The sequence below is a fragment of the Spectribacter hydrogenoxidans genome (assembly GCF_031846275.1).
Lineage (GTDB): Bacteria > Pseudomonadota > Gammaproteobacteria > Nevskiales > Salinisphaeraceae > Spectribacter > Spectribacter hydrogenoxidans.
Genome location: NZ_JAVRIB010000009.1, coordinates 58,497 through 75,916 on the forward strand (window position 1 = coordinate 58,497; position 17,420 = coordinate 75,916).

Here is a 17,420-nt window from a genome sequence, read left to right on the forward strand (position 1 = left end):
CTAAGACACCACGGATTCGGCCCGGCACTCTGAAAGGAAAGCGTCAGGTTGTTTTTGAAGTAACGGTTTTCCGGTTGACCTCTAGTTCTGGGCGGCGAAGTCCGGAATCTTGAAGGCGATGAACGAGCCGCCCTGGGATACCGGCTTGGTCAGGTTGGCCAGGTCACCACCCCATAGCGGCACGGCGCCGCCGTAACCGGTGGCAATGCCTACGTACTGGTCGCCGTCATGCGTCCAGGTAATGGGGCAGCCGACCACGCCGGAGCCGGTCTGGAACTTCCACAGCTCCTTGCCCGTCTTGGCGTTGAAGGCCTTGAAGAAGCCGTCGCTGGTGCCGGTGAAAACCAGGTTGCCGGCGGTAGCCATGGTGCCGGCCCACAGCGGCAGCTTCTCGTTGTGTTCCCACACGATCTCGCCGCTGGTCGGGTCCATCGCCCGCAGGGTACCCACGTGGTCGTCGTACAGCTTCTTGATGCGGAAGCCCTGGCCGAGATAGGCGGCGCCCTTCTTGTAGGTGACGTTTTCGGTCCAGTAGTCCTCGGTCCAGTTGTTGGCGGGGATGTAGAACAGGCCGGTATCCGGGCTGTAGGACATCGGGTTCCAGTTCTTGCCACCCAGGAACGGCGGGGTCACCTGGATGGACTCGCCGCGATCCTTGCCCTCGGCGGGCTTGGGCGGACGCTGGCCGGCCACTTCGATCGGGCGGCCGGTCTTCTCGTCGATGCCCTCGGCCCAGGTGATTTTGTCGACGAACGGGTAACCGGCGATTACCGCGGTGCCGTCGTTGATGATGTCGTCATCCCGATCCGCCAGATCGTTGATGTCGGTGACATAGAAAAACCCGTTGCGGTCGGCATGGGCCCCGGCGCGAACGGTCTTGCCGTCCTTCTTCATGTCGAAGAGGATGATCTCGTTGTTGCCGGAGAAGTCCCAGGCATCGTTCGGGGTGTGCTGGTAGAAGCCCACCAGTTCGCCGTTGCTCGGGTCCACGTAGGCCTGGCCCGAGGTGTAAAGGCTGTCGTAGTCCTGCGGGTCGCCGGTCTCACCGGTGCGCTTCCAGGTGTTCCACGGCGCCGGATTGCCGGCTCCGATGATGATGGTGTTGGTGGCCACGTCGAACGACGCACTCTGCCAAGGGGCGCCGCCTCCATGGCTCCAGGATTCGGCCTTGCCCGTGCCCTTGTAGTCACCGTCTGGCCAGGATGGGGCGGCCGGGTCGCCGGTTGGCGTGCTTTCCTCGCCGTCCAGGCGGCCCATGTGGCCCTCCACCAGCGGCCGCATCCAGATTTCCTCGCCGGTGTCCGGGTTGCGGGCGTAGAGCTTGCCCAGTACCCCGAATTCGTCACCGGAGCTGCCGTGGATCAGCATCACCTTGCCGGTTTCCTGGTCCTTGATGATGGTGGGCGCGCCGGTCATGGTGTAGCCGGCTTCGTGATCGGCGAACTTCTCCTGCCAGACGACCTCGCCGGTGTCCTTGTTCAGCGCCACGATCGCCGCATCCAGGGTGCCGAAGAACACCTTGTCGCCGTAGATCGCGGCACCGCGGTTGACCACGTCGCAGCAGGGGCGGATGTTCTCGGGCAGACGGTGGGCGTACTCCCACAGCTTCTCGCCGCTTTCCACGTCCAGCGCGAAAATGCGGGAGTAGGAGGCAGTGATGTAGGCCACGCCGTCGTGAATCAGCGGCTGGGTTTCCTGCCCGCGCTGCTTCTCGTCGCCGAAGGAAAACTGCCACGCCGGCCGTAGCCGCTCGACGTTCTTGACGTTGATATCGTTCAACGGGCTGTATCGCTGGGCGTCCGGCCCGAACCCGTACATCAGGATGTTTTCCGGGGTCTGGGCATCGTTGACAATGTCCTCCCAGCTGACGTCGGCGGCCAGGGCCGGCGCGGAACTGACGGCCATGCCGGCCGCCAGGGCCAGGGCCGTGTTGCGACGCCTTGGCGTCGTGGATTGCTGTCGCATGAATCGGTCTCCTCGTGGAACGCGTTGTATGGACTCCCGCGCGGCGCTTGTGGCTATGGTTTTGTGAACGCCTTGCCAGCCACACTGGGGCAGCAACCCTGAGAAAGACTTGAGAGAAAGATGGGAAAACGCTGAGAGTGAGTCAGCGCCTCACGCCACCAGCCGATACCCCACGCCGCGCACGGTCTCCAGCCGGGGCGGGGCGTCACACTGGCCGAGCTTGCGGCGCAGGTAACCGATGTAGACGTCGACCGTATTGAAGGTGACGTCGGCGTCTGGGCCCCAGACCCGCTCCAGCAGGCGGGTGCGCGATAGCACTCGCGGCGCGCCGGCCATCAGGCAGTGCAGCAGCGCGAACTCTCGGGCGCTCAGCACGATGGTTTGATTGCCACAGCGAGCTTCGTGCATGTCCGGGGTCAGCGTGAGTTGCCCGACCCGCAGGCATTGTTCGGCCGGGTGTCCCCGCCGGCGCCTGTTGATCGCCTCCAGGCGGGCCAGCAATTCCTCGAATGCAAAGGGCTTGGTCAGGTAGTCGTCGGCACCCGCGCGCAGCCCGGCCACGCGGTCGTCCACCCGGTCACGGGCGGTGAGCATGAGAATCGGGGTGACGTCGCCGTCGTCACGGATCTGCTGGCAAAGCCGCACCCCATCGAGGTCTGGCAGGCGCAGATCCAGGATGATCAGGTCATAGTCCACATTGCCCAGACGGGCCAGGGCGGCGGCCCCGCTTTCGGCGGTGTCGGGCGTGAACCCCTCTGCGGCCAAGCCGCGCCGCAGCATGTCCGACACCCGTGGGTCATCCTCGACGATCAGCAGATTCATGGCGCGGCTACCTCGGCTGCGGCCAGCGGCAGCACCAGTACCGCCCGGGTGCCGCGCCCGCCGGGGCCGGCGCCAAGTTCGATGGTGCCCCCGTGGTCCTGGGCGATGCGCCGGGCGATGGTTAGCCCCAGGCCGAGACCGCCGGTGTCGCCGCCACGGGCGAAGCCGTCGAAAGCCCGCTCGCGCTCGGCCGGTGCCATGCCCGGTCCCTGGTCGGTGACGGTGATGATGCCGCTACCGGTCGGCAGGTCGTGATCCAGTTCGATGTGGACGCAGCACTCGTCCGGCGAGTGCTTGATGGCATTATCGAGCAGGGTCAGCAGTGCCTGCTGAAGGCGCTGGCCGTCGCCGCGCAGTGTCACGGCGTGACCGGGCGCCAGGTAGATCACGCGGATGCCGCGTGGCCGGCCGAGCGCGCCGGCTGCGGCCGCGGCACGGCTGACGATCTTCCCCAGTTGCAGATCCTCGCGCACGAAGGCCAGTTCGCGGCTGCGCGAGCGGGCCAGGGCCACGAGATCCTCGATGGCATGGGACAGGCTGTCGGCCAGCCCCACGATCTGCTGCAGAGCGGCCCGTAGTTGCCCGGTATCCGGCGCGCGCTGGCGCAGGGCCATGTCCGCCTCGCCGCGCAGGGCGGTCAGCGGCGTGCGCAGTTCGTGGGAAATCTCGCTAAAGAACTGCTCGCGCCGGTTGTCGACGGCCTGCAGCCGGCGATTGCGCTGTTCCAGTTCGGCGGTGCGCGCCGCGACCTGGTTGGCCAGATCCACGCGCAGGCTGTCCAGCCGGTGCCGGTCGCGCTGAAGGCGGGCGGCCATGCGGTCGAACATGGCGGCGAGCAGGCCGATGTCGTCGCGGGTGTGGTCCTGCAGGCGATAGTCGAGCCGGCCGCCGCCGACCAGCGCGGCCCCGTGCATCAGCCGGCGCAGGCGTGATCGCATCGCACCGACCAGGCCCAGATTCACCGCGGCCGCCAGCGCCAGTACCAGCAGGGGCAGGCCCACGGCCAGCAGGGTGGCTTCCCGCGCAGTGTCGGCCATCTGACGGGCATTGGCCTGGACTTCAGCGCGTTCGTCACGGATTGCCTGGTCGAGTAGTCGCTCGATGTGTTCACGGGTGACCCAGAGCGGTTCGCGGCGGCTCAGTAGTACCTCCTCGGCGCGGGTGAGCAGCGCCTCGATGGCGGCGATCTGATCGAGTTCGCCGCGCTCGTCAGCGCGGGCCGCAGGCTCGAGCAGCGCCAATTCGGCGCCAACGGACTGACGCCAGGCTGTCAGCAGTTCCATCGCGTCTCGCTGGGCCTGCGCGTCGATACCGGGGGCAGCCAGCGAGGCCATGTAACGGTCGATGCCGCCTGCTACCCGAGCCAGCAGTTCCAGCTGCTCGTGAGCATGGCCGCCCCTCCGCAACAGAAACTGCGCCTGCTGCCAGCCGATCGCGGTGACGGCGCCCCCGCAGGCGAGGGCGATGCCGGTGATGGCCAGTGTGATGATCAGCAGGCCGTTCAGGCCGCGGATCGGCCAGTGGCGGGTATCGGCGCGCGGGTGGGAGTTTCGGGGTCGGATAGGGTGGGGGCGATCCTGAATGCTGCGGCCTATGAAGACCCGCTTCCGGCCCGAGATCAATAAGGCAGACTTCCCCTTTTTGAATTTCCGGATCTAGTCCGCGCGCCGCTGAAGCAGGTATTCCCGCCGGCTTCGGTAGGCCTGCCGCCAGCTTTCCGCCAGTGGCGGCAGCTCGGCAAGCGCGGCCATCTCGTCGAGATCGGGCGCCGGGTCGTTTCGCACCGACCATAACCGGGCGAGGGTGAATCCGTGCCCGGCCGCCTCGATCCGGGTCGGCACGTCATCCGGTGCCACCTCACCCGGCTCGGCCACCCGGTACAGCCAGCCCGAACGGCCGGTCTGCGCCACCACCTGAGCGAAGTTGCGGATACCGGTGCGCCTGGCGATCTTGTAGCAGGGGTAGCGCGGCTGGGTAATGACGATGCAGGCGGTGCCCAGGCGGAAGACATCCCCGGCGTGGACATCGGTCTCGGTCATGCCGCAGGTGCTGAGGTTCTCGCCCAGCAGGCTGGGTTCGAACTGGTCGGCCAGATCCGGGTATTCCTGCCGCCAGTGGTCATAGTGCTCGGCGGGATAGTGATTGAGTGCGCGCTCGGGGCCGCCGTGGTGGGTGCGGTCGGCCTGGCGGTCGCCAGCCAGGCCTTCGGCCGCCAGGACGACGGGCGCGTCGGCGCGCTGCTTGAACATGCCGGTGAGCGATCCGACGCCGGGAAGCTGACGCAGGTCGCCGACGAACAGGCCCAGGGTTTCGATGGAAGCGGCATCATGAGCCATGGCTATCTCCGGGGGCGATGGGTCTGGGGGTTGATGCCGCCCGGCTTGTCGGCGATCCAGGCCACGAAGCGGGCGATGTCCGGATGGCCGAGCAGGGCGTCACGGTCATGATAGCGCTCGGCCAGCGTCTTTTCGTCGAGTACGGCGTGGATCTGCTTGTGGCAGGGGCGGCACAGGAAAAGAATGCGCTGCTGGCGTTCGTTGCGCGAGAAGCGGCGGCGAATTCGCTTGAGCCGATGGGTACGGCGCGGGATCAGGTGGTGGCGCGTCAGCCGCACCTCCCGGCGTTCGCAGAGCTGGCAGCAATCGGGCTCGACCATGATCTAATCCTGACGCGGACCCGGCCGGTTGGCCAGCGGTTAAGCTGGCGGCATGACCGACACCCTCGAGGTAACCGGCTGTCAGCGTGTGTTTACCACCAATCCGGGTCTGGAGAAGGTGGTGATCGCCGAATTTCGCCAGCGCTGTTATGCCGCCGGCGCCCCGGCCGGTGGCTTCGATGCCCGCCGGAGCGGCGTCCGCGGTCGGGTGCTGGCCGGCGCCGATGGTGTCGTGATGGCTGCGGTAGCCCCGCGCATGCGCAGCATCCATCACGTGCGCCGGCCGGTTGACCGGTTCGACCTGCCGGACGGGCCCGATCCTCTGGCGGCGATTGCGGCCCGGGTCGCGCAACTGGACCTGCCCGAACTGGCCACCGCCGCCAGCTTCCGGGCGAGTTGCATCCGGCGCGGCGACCAGCGGTTCACCAGCGAGGACGTGATGCGTGCCGTGGGCGCGGCGATCAACCGCACCTGGCAGGTGCCGGTGGACCTGACCGGTTATGACGCGGCGGTACATGTGGACGTGATCGAGTCGCGCTGCATCGTGGATGTCGTGCTTCCGCACCAGGCGCTGTCCAATCGGCACCCCCGTGTCGAGACCCATCCCACCGGCCTGCGTGCCAACATTGCCTACGCGGCCCTGCGCATGGCCGGCATCGAGGAGGACAGCACCGGCCGGGTGCTCGACCCCTTCTGCGGCTCCGGCACCATCCTCCTGGAAGCCGGTGACCTGGCCCCGGGGATCGAAGTGGTTGGCTGCGACTGGAACGAGCGGGCCGCGGCCGGGGCCGAAGCCAATCTGGCGCAAGCGGGTCTGGGCGGCCGGGGGTGGGTCGAGTGCCGCGACAGTCTTGCCGGGCTGGATGATCTTGGCGCTTTCGACGCCGTGGTCACCAATCCGCCCTTCGGTCGCAAGCTGGGCCGCGGCATGAAGTTTCCGGATTTCTATCGGCGCCTGTTCGAGCTGGCGGCCGACCGGCTGGCGCCGGGACAACGGCTGGTGTTTCTCGCGGACCGCGGCGGGGCGGTCAACCGTGGCCAGCGGGCCGCCGGGGGCTTTCGCCTGCGGCGACGGCGGCTGATCCAGATGAGTGGCGTGTGGCCCTGCATCTACGTGTTCGAGCGCCTCTGATTGCTGGCTATACTTCCGGGATAACAAGAGGAGGGAACTGCAATGACCGTCGAAACCACTGTCTTTCTGTTCACTATCGGTCTCGGTCTTGTGCACATTCTCGTGATGGCGATGTGCAATATTCCGGTCTATGGGTTGATGCCGCTGCTGGGCGCGCGGGACAACCTGCCGAAATCGGATAACGTCTTTCTCAACCGGGCCTGGCGAGCCAATGACAATTTCAAGGAAACCGCGATCTGGGCTCTGCCGCTGCTGGTGCTGGTCCAGGTCACCGGCGATGCCAATGCCACCACGGCGCTGGGTGCCTGGGTGTATTTCTGGTCGCGGGTAGCCTATCTGCCAATCTATTTCTTCGGCGTGCATACCCTGCGAACCGTGGCCTGGTTTGGCGGGCTTATCGGTATCGGCATGATAGCGCTTCAGCTCTTCTAATCGCGTTTCGATCCCGGGACTTTAATGGAAGCCCCGGGATCGAGTGATCAATCGGCCGAGCAGAGGGCTGTGGTCCTCCAGGCGCTTGGCGCGCAGGTGGCGGGCCTCGCCGCTGCGCTGCATGCCCCCGCTGACCAGTAGCAGCCGCTAAGCCAGTGCCGGCCGGCTGATTGGCGAACAGGCCGGGTGGCCATAGATCGGCAACCGTCCCGTTCACGGCCTATCGCTGAACTCGCCGCGGCGGATTATGCCCACGGCTCGGCCCTCGATTGCCAGCGACTGGCCGCTGCCATCCACCACGATGGGCTCGTAGGCAGGGTTGGCCGGTAGCAGCTCAATGATGCTGCCGCGGCGTCGGAAGCGCTTGACGGTGACCTCGTCATCCACCCGGGCCACCACCACCTGGCCGTTGGCCGCCTCGCGGGTGGCGTGCACGGCCAGTAGATCGTCATCACGGATGCCGGCGTCGATCATGCTGTCGCCGCGTACCCGCAACAGGTAGTCGGCCCGCGGCTTGAACAGAGAGGGAGCGATCCGGTGATGGGTTTCGATGTTCTCCACCGCCAGGATCGGGGCGCCGGCGGCCACCCGGCCGATCAGTGGCAGGGTATCGGGATCGGCGACCTGGGGGGACAGCCGGATGCCGCGGCTGTGACCGGCGCTGAGCTCGATCGCCCCGCGCCGGGCCAGCGCTCGCAGATGGGCCTGGGCGGCATTGGGCGAGGCAAAGCCGAAGTGGTCCATTATCTCCGCCCGCGTCGGCGGAATGCCCCGTTCGGCGAGGGTGTCGCGGATGAAGGCCAGAATCAGGGTCTGGCGGTCGGTGAGTTCGAGCATGGAGCGATCCGATTGCCGGTTGCGTGTAAATATATACAGCTAGTGATCGATGTACAACGCCTCCATGCGGGTTATTCGATCTTCCACGAAAAAGCCCCCGGCCGAGGGCCGGGGGCTTGTTGCGCGAATGCCGTTACCCGAGGAGGGTTAGGACGGCAGATTCGGCAGCATCAGCAGATCAGTCAGGCTGCCCAGCCCCGGGAGTGCGGGCAGACCGGCGTCGCCCAGGCCCGGAAGCGCGGGCAGGCCGGCATCACCGAGGCCCGGCAGTTCCGGCAGGCCGGCATCGCCAAGGCCCGGCAGACCGACATCACCCAGACCCGGCAGACCGCCAGCAGCGCCTCCGGTCGGATCGGGGATCACGGTGTCCAGTACCAGATTGAATTCGAGTTCTTCCAGGAAGACGATGGCCGGGTCGCTCAGCGGCGCACCGGCATCGGCGAGCTGGCCGGCGGGGCCGTCCAGCGCTTCGAACAGCGGAAGACCAGCATTAACCAGCTGCTGGCCAAGATCACGGCCGGCAGCGATGAACTCGAGTTCCATGCCTTCCAGCGGCGTGCCGACCAGCGTACCGGTGAACAGGTTGGCCGGGACGTCGGTCAGAGTGTTCTCGACGTAGTCCGGCGCGATGATGTCGCCGTTATCGTTGACCAGTTCACCGTTGAGGCTGGCAATCAGGCTGGAATCCAGACCGCGATTGGCGGCAGGTCCTTCAACCAGGCCATTGACAGTGTTGTCAACGTTGTTGAGCAGGACCTGCAGGTTTTCCGGCCCCTGGGCTGCGGCGCTGCCGACAAAACCGGCTGACAGCACGACTGTAAGTGCAATGCGTTTCATGGTGGCTCTCCTACGCTCGGCCATTATTGAGATGGTTCGAAAATGACGTGTTCAAGGCAGAGACCGTTGTTGTTCTGCTGCCAGGACCGCGTAGGAAGCAGACTACACGAAGAATCGTCAGTAATGAAAACCCGCCCGACGCAAGGCACGTCGGGCGGGTCGGAAACGGGACGTTGTCATGCCATCGCCCTCGCCTGTCACGGGCGGCGCGATGCCTGTGTTTACAGCCCCTGCAGGGTGACATCCCGGGCCAGCGCGGTGAGCGTGCCGCCGTCGACCTGATTCAACGGTAGCGGCACTTCCTCGGGCAGCAGACCGTTGTTGCCGCCAGCCAGCACCATGCCGCTGCCCAGCAGCCCACCGACGATGGGCAAGCCGCCCTGGCCGCCCAGCAGGCCGCCGATCAGCGGCAGACCGCCGTCGTCGCCGCCCAGCAGATCGCCCAGAAGCAGCAGATCGCCGTCACCGCCCAACAGGACGCCGACGATGGGTAAGCCACCCTCGCCCCCGAGTAGATCGCCCACCAGGGGCAGCCCTCCGGCACTGTCACCGCCGAGCAGGCCACCCACGATCGGGAGGCCGCCCTCGCCACCGAGTAGGCCGCCCACGATCGGGAGGCCACCCTCACCGCCGAGTAGGCCGCCCACGATCGGGAGGCCACCCTCACCGCCGAGCAGGCCGCCTACGATCGGGAGGCCACCCTCACCGCCGAGCAGGCCACCCACGATCGGGAGGCCACCCTCACCGCCGAGTAGGCCGCCCACGATCGGGAGGCCGCCCTCGCCACCGAGCAGGCCGCCGACCAGAGGCAGACCGCCTTCGCTGCCACCGAGCAGGCCGCCGATCAACGGCAGGCCGTCGGTGCCGCCCAACAGCGGCAGGCTGCCGTCTCCGCCGGCAATCGGCAGCAGTACACCGCCCATGTCCCCGTCGCCAGGACCGACCAGATCCACTTCGGTCAGATCCCGGACCACCACCAGCAGGCCGGTGGGCAGACCCAGGCCACCCAGCGATGGCAGGGCTCCATTGCTCAGCAGAACAATTTCCTCACCGTTGACCAGGGGAATGCCGTTGGCCAGCAGGCCGCCGTTCACGTAGAGCGCGCTGAGCGGTGTACCGATCTCGACCAGCGGTGCTGACAGATTGCCAAGTAGCGGGGCCAGATTGCTCCCGGCAATGCCGAACAGCGGGTCGGTGAGACCCTGCAGCATGCCGTCTTCGGCGGCGAGGTCAGCCAGGGGGCTGCCGTCGGCTAGGTCCATCGCCAGCGTGTTGACCAGAATCTGCAGATCGTCGGTCGCGGCAACGGCATTGCCGGTCAGGACATTCTTGAGTGTTGAGTCCAGATTGATCACGGCGTGGTCCAGCGCCGCCACGATGTTGCCGCCATCCTGGGCCCAGCTGCCGCCGGAAGCGGCCAGTAGTGCCAGACCGAGCCCGGCGGATTTCAAGCAATGCTTGGTTTTCATGATGCATTTCCTCCCTGAAATGACGAATGGCGTCGGGCGGGTGCACGACGCAGTCCGGAATACCTGCCCGCATGATCCCGCCGGGGTCGGGACGGGTCTATCGGTGATTTGCGCCAGCGGGCGTCAGAAAATTGACGCCATGGTCGGCGTATTGCCAGCGCGAGGATTGATACCCGGCCACGAAAAAGGCCCGGCGATGAGGCCGGGCCCTGATTCGCGGGTCTGTTTTGCCCGACGTTGGTTGGCTCAGAGGCCGGCCAGCGAGACCCCGTTAACCAGCGCACCGGCCGTGTTCGGATCGAGCGACTCGAGTGGCAGCGGCAGTTCCGTCAGCAGCATGCCCTGACCGTTGCCGGCCACCATGCCGCCGCCGAGCAGGCCGCCGATGACGGGCAGGCCGCCCTGGCCGCCGAGCAGGCCACCGATCAGCGGCAGGCCATCCTCGCTTTCCAGTAGCCCGCCGATGATGGGGATACCGCCTTGACCGCCCAGCAGGCCACCGATGACAGGGATGCCGCCCTGGCCGCCCAGCAATCCGCCGACAATCGGGAGGCCACCCTCGCCGCCGAGCAGCCCGCCGATGACGGGGATGCCGCCTTCGCCACCCAGCAAGCCACCGATCAATGGCAATCCGCCGTCGTCACCGCCCAGCAAGCCACCGATCAATGGCAGCCCGTCGCCGCCCAGCAGGTCGCCACCGAGCAGGGGCAGGCCATCGAGTTCGCCACCGCCCAGCAGCGGCAAACCCTCACCCAGCAGGTCATCGGTGACCTGGATCAGCGGCAGGGTCAGCGGTTCACCGACCTGGGCCACCGGGATGGTGATGCCGTCGAGGGTTGGTGTGAGGCCCAGCGCGGCATTGGTCAGCGAATCGGTCAGGGCGATGCCCGAGTCGGCCAGCCCGGCCGCCGGCGTACCGGCGGACAGATCCCCGATCAGCGTGGACACGGTCATGCCCAGGTTTTCGGTGGTGGCACTGGCATCGCCCATCAGCAGCGTGTTCGCCGTGCCGTTGAGGTTGATCGCCAGCTGATTGAGGCCCCCTGTGAGATTGGCGACCGGATCCTGCGCCTGGCTGACCCCGGAAAGCGCCAGCAGGGCAGCGCCTGCCACCCAGTGTTTGCTTGTATGCATCGTCTTTTCCTCCCTCTGGGATTGAACGGTGCCGTGTGGCACCGGGCGTGGTCGGTGAGAGGATCAGGGCTGTTGGCGGGTCTGCCTATCAGCGAAATGCCACGGTAAATGTCGGAAAATGCTGTCGCCGGGTCGGGCCATGGCGGTCAGTGGTTCGCCAGAGCGCTCAGCAGCCGTTCGTGGATGCCGCCGAAGCCGCCATTGCTCATCACCACGACCCGGTCGCCGGGGCGTGCTGCCGTGACGATGGCATGCACCAGCGTATCGATGTCGTCGGCGAGTGCGGCGTGATCGCTCAGGCCGGCTAACGTCTCGGCAGCGTCCCAGGCCAGATCGGCGGTGTAGACGAACACGGCGTCCGCCGCGGCCAGCGAGGTGGCCAGGCGGTCACGATGGATGCCCAGCCGCATGGTGTTGGAGCGGGGTTCCAGCACCGCCAGGATGCGACCGTCCGGGAAGCTGGCGCGCAGGCCCGCCAGGGTGGTGGCGATGGCCGTGGGGTGATGAGCGAAATCATCATAGACGACGACCCCGCCGGCCTCGCCACGTTGTTCCATGCGGCGCTTGACTCCGGCGAAGCCGGCCAGGGCGGCACAGGCCGACGCAGGTGCCACCCCGGCGTGGCTGGCCGCTACCAGGGCGGCCAGGGCATTCATGCGATTGTGCGCGCCGGTCTGGTTCCAGTTCACCGCGCCGGCCAGCTCACCGGCGTGTAGGACATCGAAATCGGTGGCGGAATCGCGGCGGGGCAGGGCCTGCCAGCCGCTTGGTGTCCCGAAGGCCTCCCGCGGTGTCCAGCAGCCCATGGCCAGGACTTCGTCGATGGCCGGCTCGGTGGCGTTGTGGATGATCCGGCCACGCCCCGGCACGGTACGCACCAGGTGATGACACTGGCGCTGAATGTCGGCCAGGTCATCGAAGATGTCCGCGTGATCGAATTCCAGGTTGTTCAGCACCAGCGTGCGCGGTCGGTAGTGGACGAACTTGGAACGCTTGTCGAAGAATGCTGTGTCGTATTCGTCGGCCTCCACCACGAAGCATTCGCCCTCGCCCAGCCGGGCCGAAACGCCGAAATTGCCGGGAATGCCGCCGATCAGGAACCCCGGCGCCAGTCCGGCATCCTCGAGCAGCCAGGCCAGCATGCTGGCGGTGGTGGTCTTGCCGTGGGTGCCGGCCACGGCCAGCACATGCCGGCCCGCCAGCACGTTTTCGGCCAGCCACTGTGGCCCGGACGTGTAGGGCAGACCGGCGTCCAGCACCGCCTCGACCTCGGCATTGCCACGCGACAGCGCATTGCCGAGGACCACCTGATCCGGCCGGTGTATGAGGTTGTCTGCGCCGTAGCCGTCGAACACCTCGATGCCGGCCTCGGCCAGCTGTGTGCTCATGGGTGGATAAAGGCCCTGGTCCGAGCCGGTCACCCGGTGGCCGGCGGCCCGGGCGAGCAGTGCCACCCCAGCCATGAAGGTGCCGCCGATGCCGCTGATGTGGACCTGCATCAGCCGCGTACCCGCATGCGCCCGGTTGTGGCCGTCACCGCAACGCGGGACCGATCAGGGCGAATGCCATGAACAGCAGCATTTCGTAGCCCAGAGCCACCAGTACCCCGAGTCCGAGCGACAGATCCAGCGCATGCCGGTAGATGTGGCCGAAGGCGATCAGCCCCCAGATGCCCACGATCATGTACACCAGCAGCACCAGCGTCGAGGGCTGGGGAATGTCATCCGGCGAGGCCCCCTCGGCCAGGGCCGTGAGCATCGGCGCCAGTGCGCTGGTGGGGCCGAGCATGAGAATGGTCAGTGCGCTGCCCGTGGCGAACAACGCGATCAGCGTCTGCAGAAAGCGGGGGCTCAGATCGCGGAACTTGAGCACCCCGTGAACGTAGAGCGCCAGCAGCCCGGTGGCCAGCAGGGCCTGGGCCAGCGCGGGGCCCACCGATGCGGCCACGCTGACCTGGGCGAACGTCAGGGTAAGATAGGCGCCCGCAACCAGCGACAGCAGGTTCCAGTCCGCAGGCAGATCCTGCGGCCCCCGTCTCAGCAACAGGATATCCAGAGTGACGCGTAAGGTTTGGACGAACATGATGCAACAATCCTACAAGTGGGCCGCATGATACCGGAGGCACCCGACAAGGTCGCCGTGGTCAGCGACAAGGCCGGTCTGGCCGCGCTGGTCGATCGGCTTCGGCAGGCCGAGTGGGTGGCGCTGGACACCGAGTTCATGCGCGAACGAACCTACTTCCCGCAGCTGTGTCTGATTCAGGTGGCCACCGCCGACGAACTGGCCTGTATCGACCCGCTGGCCTGCGAGGATCTGACCCCCCTGGCGCCGCTTCTGGCGGACACCTCGGTGATCAAGGTCTTCCATGCCGCCAGCCAGGATCTGGAGGTCCTGTACCAGGCGGTCGGCGAGATGCCCCGCCCGGTGTTCGATACCCAGGTGGCGGCGGCGCTGCTGGGTCATGCCGACCAGATCGGCTATGCCCGGCTGGTCGAGGATGTGCTGGGTGTGCGACTGGAAAAGGCCCATTCCCGCACCGACTGGAGCCGGCGGCCGTTGAGCGCCGACGAGATCGATTATGCCGCCGATGATGTGCGTTATCTGACCGGGGCCTATACCGCGCTGCGCGATGAACTGGAGGCCCGCGGACGTCTGGCCTGGCTGGCGCCCGAGTTCGAGGCAATGACCGATCCGGTCCGTTACACGCCGGACCCGGACAATGCCTGGCGCCGGGTGAAGGGTGTGCGCAAGCTGCGCGCCGGTCAGCAGCGGGCATTGGCACAACTGGCCGCCTGGCGGGAGCGCACCGCGGTCGACAGTGACCGGCCGCGCGGCTGGATCATCAAGGATGACGTGCTGGTGGACCTGGCCCGACGCCGCCCGCGTGATGCCGGCGAACTGGCCCGAGTGCGCGGGCTGGCCGACGCCACCCGCCGCAAGCAGGAGGCGGCTATCCTGGCCTGTATCGCGGCTGCAGCCGATGAGCCATCGGAGGCGCTCATCGGACCCGGCCAGCCGCTGGATGCCGACGGTCAGGCGCTGGTGGACCTGCTGACCTGCGGCCTCAAGGCGCGGGCCGCCGAGGCCGAGATCAGCGCCGGCGCTCTGGCCACGCGCAAGGATCTGGAATCACTGGTGAGCGGCGAACGCGACCTGCCCATCCTGCGGGGGTGGCGCCGGGCTGCCGCCGGCGAACGGCTGCTGGCACTGCTGGAAGGGCGTGCGTTGCTGCGCGCCGACGGCAATTCGGTGGTGCTGGAGGAAGTCCCGGCCAGTTAGCAGGTTCTCAGCTCGGCAGCGCGGCTCGGATGCGGGCCTGGATGGCGTCCATGTCGCCCATGCCGTCCACCGCCTCGAGCTTGCCCTGGTTGCGGTAGTACTCGATCAGTGGCTGGGTCTGATTATCGAAGACATCCAGCCGGTTGCGGATGGTGTCCTCGTTGTCGTCCGCGCGGCCGCGTTCGAGCAGGCGCTGGACGATCTCCTCGTTGTCGACTTCCAGGTGGATCACCCGCTGCACCGGCCGGCCGAGTTTCTCCAGCATGGTATCCAGCGCCTCGGCCTGGGCCAGACTGCGCGGAAAGCCATCCAGAATGAAGCCGTTGGCGGTGTCTGGCTCGTCCAGCCGGTCGCGGATCATGCCGATCACCACCTCGTCGGCCACCAGCTCGCCGGCGTCCATGGCGGACTTGGCTTTCCTGCCGAGTTCGGTGCCGTCGGCGACCGCCGCACGCAGCAGATCGCCGGTGGAAATCTGCGGGACCCCGAAATCCTCGACCAGCTTCTCTGCCTGGGTGCCCTTGCCGGAGCCGGGGGCCCCGAACAACACGATTCGCATGTTGGTTCTCCTCGGAATCGACGCACGCTCTGATTATGGCGGCGGAATAATGGATTCCACGGCCTTGCGCGCGCCTTCTGGAAGCCGCGCAGGCTAAACAGTGCTCGGGGGTAAGTCAATTTTCCGTGCCGGGAAACAGCGGGTATTCTTGTAGCCCCCAATCCCTGCAACTTGACTGCGAGAGAGCCCCGATGACTGCCCGCAATGCCTTCTATGCCCAGAGCGGCGGCGTCACCGCCGCCATCAATGCCAGCGCCTGCGGGGTGATCGAGGCCGCCCGCGAACATCCGGACGCCATCGGCAAGGTCTACGCCGGACGTGACGGCATCGTCGGGGCGCTCACCGAAGACCTGATCGACACCAGTTGCGAATCCCCTGCGGCGATCGCTGCCCTCAAGCATACGCCGGCCGGGGCGTTCGGGTCGGCCCGCTACAAGCTCAAGGGGTTCGACCAGAATCAGGCGGAGTACGAACGGCTGATCGAGGTCTTCAAGGCCCACGATATCGGCTACTTCTTCTATAACGGCGGCGGCGACTCCGCCGACACCTGTCTCAAGGTGAGCCAGCTGGGCGAGCAGATGGGCTATCCCATCCAGGCCATCCACGTGCCCAAGACCATGGATAACGACCTGCCGCTGACCGATTGCTGCCCCGGTTTCGGCTCGGTGGCCAAGTACACTGCGGTATCCATCCGCGAGGCCAGTTTCGATCTGGCCAGCATGTGCAAGACATCCACCAGGGTGTTCATTCTGGAAGTCATGGGCCGTCACGCGGGCTGGACCGCCGCCGCCGGCGGGCTGGCGTCGGACGAGGACGGGCGTGATCCGCACATCCTGCTGTTTCCGGAAGTCACCTTCGACGAGGCCGCGTTCCTGGCCCGGGTCGACGAGTGCGTCAAGCGCGACGGCTACTGCACCATCGTCGCGTCGGAAGGGGTGCGCAACGCGGACGGGCAGTTCCTGGCCGACGCCGGCAGCACGGACGCCTTCGGCCACACCCAGCTGGGCGGCGTGGCGCCGACCCTGGCCAATCTGATCAAGGATCGGCTCGGCCACAAGTATCACTATGCGATTGCCGACTACCTCATGCGAGCGGCGCGCCACATCGCCTCGGCCACCGACATCGAACAGGCCTATGCCGTGGGTCGGGCGGCGGTGGAATACGCCATGGCCGGCAAGTCTGGCGTGATGGTGACTATCGAGCGGGAGTCGGACGACCCCTACCGCTGGTCGCTGGGCGAGGCGCCGCTGGACCAGGTGGCCAATGTCGAGCGCAAGATGCCGGCCGAGTACATCAGCGCGGACGGCTTCCATATCACCGAGGCCTGCCGGCGCTACCTGGCGCCGCTGATCGCCGGGGAGGACTACCCGCCGTTCGTGCACGGCCTGCCGCAGTACACCCGGCTGCAGAACGTGGCGGTGGAAAAGCGCACGGGGCGCTCGTTCCAGGTCTGATCCGCGGCCGTCCCGGTTGCCCCCGGCGTCAGTCCAGGTACTGGCGCCAGTCGTGGCGGGTATCACCGAAGGCCAGGAAATGGGGGTTGAGCAGACCATCGCGCTGGTTGTAGCGCAGCGGGTTGCCCGTGAGCTCCACCACTTCACCGCCGGCCGCGGTGAGCACCGCGTGAGCAGCGCCGGTGTCCCACTCGGAGGTCGGGCCCAGGCGGGGATAGAAGTCGGCCTCGCCCTCCGCGATCAGGCAGAACTTCAGTGACGAACCCATCGCCACCGGCTCGAAATCCGGCATCCGGGTGAGCAGGGCATCCACTTCCGGCGTGCGATGCGAACTCGACACCAGCACCCGGGGCCGGGCCGGATCCACCGTCGCCACCGACAGCGCCCGCTGCGAGCCATCGGCCTCGCGCTTGGTGGCGCCGGCCCGCGGGGCGGCCGACCATGTGCTGTCCAGTTCCGGCGCATGTACCACGCCCAGTACCGGCACACCGTCCTCGATCAACGCGATGTTCACCGTGAACTGGCCGTTGCGCTTGATGAACTCCTTGGTGCCGTCGAGCGGATCGATCAGCCAGTAGCGCGACCAGCCATGACGCGTGGCGGCGTCGATGTCGGCACCTTCCTCGGACAGCTGAGGCCAGTCCGGTGTGAGTTCGCGCAGCCCCGCTGCGATTACCCGATGGGCGACGAGATCGGCCGCCGTCAGCGGGCTGTCGTCGGCCTTTTGTTCGACACCGAAGTCGCCGTGGTAAACGTCGAGAATGGCGCGTCCCGCGTTCTCGGCGATGGCGATGACGTCGGGTAGCAGTGGATCGGCCTGGGGCATGTCGGTATTGCCGGTGAA

Annotated in this window: 17 protein-coding genes; 4 read left to right on the forward strand and 13 right to left on the reverse strand. The window is 67.0% G+C overall.

The features are described 5' to 3' along the window. Window positions 1-81 precede the first annotated feature (81 nt). From RM532_RS09855 to RM532_RS09875, 5 genes are all read right to left on the reverse strand, one after another. Window positions 82-1,965, reverse strand: a complete 1,884-nt coding sequence (locus RM532_RS09855; protein WP_311653154.1) for a PQQ-dependent methanol/ethanol family dehydrogenase — start codon at window positions 1,963-1,965, stop codon at window positions 82-84. Window positions 1,966-2,115: 150 nt separating this feature from the next. After that, entirely contained in the window at window positions 2,116-2,787 is a 672-nt protein-coding gene (locus RM532_RS09860) for a response regulator transcription factor (protein ID WP_311653155.1), read from the reverse strand. Next, complete coding sequence (locus RM532_RS09865) at window positions 2,784-4,409, reverse strand: sensor histidine kinase (protein WP_311653156.1); 1,626 nt, start codon at window positions 4,407-4,409, stop codon at window positions 2,784-2,786. Before RM532_RS09865 ends, RM532_RS09860 begins: the two co-directional genes overlap by 4 nt. Window positions 4,410-4,442: 33 nt before the next feature. Then, entirely contained in the window at window positions 4,443-5,123 is a 681-nt protein-coding gene (locus RM532_RS09870) for an MOSC domain-containing protein (RefSeq protein WP_311653157.1), read from the reverse strand. 2 nt (window positions 5,124-5,125) lie between these two features. Next, a complete protein-coding gene (locus tag RM532_RS09875) occupies window positions 5,126-5,443 on the reverse strand; it encodes a hypothetical protein (RefSeq protein WP_311653158.1) in 318 nt (105 codons plus the stop codon). A 52-nt stretch (window positions 5,444-5,495) separates the two neighbouring features. On the opposite strand from RM532_RS09875, the gene RM532_RS09880 reads away from it, so the two are divergent. Together RM532_RS09880 and RM532_RS09885 are read left to right on the forward strand one after the other, a co-directional pair. Continuing rightward, window positions 5,496-6,575, forward strand: coding sequence for a methyltransferase (locus RM532_RS09880; RefSeq protein WP_311653159.1), 1,080 nt, complete (start codon window positions 5,496-5,498; stop codon window positions 6,573-6,575). 42 nt (window positions 6,576-6,617) lie between these two features. Continuing rightward, window positions 6,618-7,007 carry an MAPEG family protein gene (locus tag RM532_RS09885; protein ID WP_311653160.1) on the forward strand — a complete coding sequence of 130 codons (390 nt, stop codon included), beginning with the start codon at window positions 6,618-6,620 and terminating at the stop codon, window positions 7,005-7,007. A 213-nt stretch (window positions 7,008-7,220) separates the two neighbouring features. On the opposite strand, the gene lexA is transcribed toward RM532_RS09885, so the two are convergent. The 6 genes from lexA to RM532_RS09915 form a co-directional block, all read right to left on the reverse strand. Then, window positions 7,221-7,844 carry a transcriptional repressor LexA gene (lexA, locus tag RM532_RS09890; protein WP_311653161.1) on the reverse strand — a complete coding sequence of 208 codons (624 nt, stop codon included), beginning with the start codon at window positions 7,842-7,844 and terminating at the stop codon, window positions 7,221-7,223. A gap of 147 nt (window positions 7,845-7,991) precedes the next feature. Further along, the gene (locus RM532_RS09895) at window positions 7,992-8,681 is read right to left on the reverse strand and encodes a hypothetical protein (protein WP_311653162.1); all 690 of its coding nucleotides are present in this window, start codon (window positions 8,679-8,681) and stop codon (window positions 7,992-7,994) included. 221 nt (window positions 8,682-8,902) lie between these two features. Continuing rightward, window positions 8,903-10,150: a hypothetical protein gene (locus RM532_RS09900; protein ID WP_311653163.1), complete on the reverse strand. Its 1,248-nt coding sequence runs from the start codon at window positions 10,148-10,150 to the stop codon at window positions 8,903-8,905. Between the two features lie 246 nt (window positions 10,151-10,396). After that, the gene (locus RM532_RS09905; protein ID WP_311653164.1) at window positions 10,397-11,284 is read right to left on the reverse strand and encodes a hypothetical protein; all 888 of its coding nucleotides are present in this window, start codon (window positions 11,282-11,284) and stop codon (window positions 10,397-10,399) included. 146 nt (window positions 11,285-11,430) lie between these two features. After that, a complete protein-coding gene (gene mpl / locus RM532_RS09910; RefSeq protein ID WP_311653165.1) occupies window positions 11,431-12,783 on the reverse strand; it encodes a UDP-N-acetylmuramate:L-alanyl-gamma-D-glutamyl-meso-diaminopimelate ligase in 1,353 nt (450 codons plus the stop codon). A 34-nt stretch (window positions 12,784-12,817) separates the two neighbouring features. After that, window positions 12,818-13,366, reverse strand: a complete 549-nt coding sequence (locus RM532_RS09915; RefSeq protein ID WP_311653166.1) for a hypothetical protein — start codon at window positions 13,364-13,366, stop codon at window positions 12,818-12,820. 27 nt (window positions 13,367-13,393) lie between these two features. On the opposite strand from RM532_RS09915, the gene rnd reads away from it, so the two are divergent. Further along, the gene (rnd, locus tag RM532_RS09920; RefSeq protein ID WP_311653167.1) at window positions 13,394-14,563 is read left to right on the forward strand and encodes a ribonuclease D; all 1,170 of its coding nucleotides are present in this window, start codon (window positions 13,394-13,396) and stop codon (window positions 14,561-14,563) included. Between the two features lie 7 nt (window positions 14,564-14,570). On the opposite strand, the gene RM532_RS09925 is transcribed toward rnd, so the two are convergent. Continuing rightward, window positions 14,571-15,122: an adenylate kinase gene (locus RM532_RS09925; protein ID WP_311653168.1), complete on the reverse strand. Its 552-nt coding sequence runs from the start codon at window positions 15,120-15,122 to the stop codon at window positions 14,571-14,573. A 191-nt stretch (window positions 15,123-15,313) separates the two neighbouring features. Here RM532_RS09925 and RM532_RS09930 point away from each other — a divergent pair, with 191 nt between their 5' ends. Then, the gene (locus tag RM532_RS09930) at window positions 15,314-16,576 is read left to right on the forward strand and encodes a 6-phosphofructokinase (protein WP_311653169.1); all 1,263 of its coding nucleotides are present in this window, start codon (window positions 15,314-15,316) and stop codon (window positions 16,574-16,576) included. Window positions 16,577-16,604: 28 nt separating this feature from the next. Here RM532_RS09930 and cysQ read toward each other — a convergent pair whose 3' ends face one another. Beyond that, window positions 16,605-17,402 (reverse strand): 3'(2'),5'-bisphosphate nucleotidase CysQ, encoded by a 798-nt coding sequence (gene cysQ / locus RM532_RS09935; protein WP_311653170.1) that lies wholly within the window; start codon window positions 17,400-17,402, stop codon window positions 16,605-16,607. Between the last annotated feature and the right edge of the window lie 18 nt (window positions 17,403-17,420).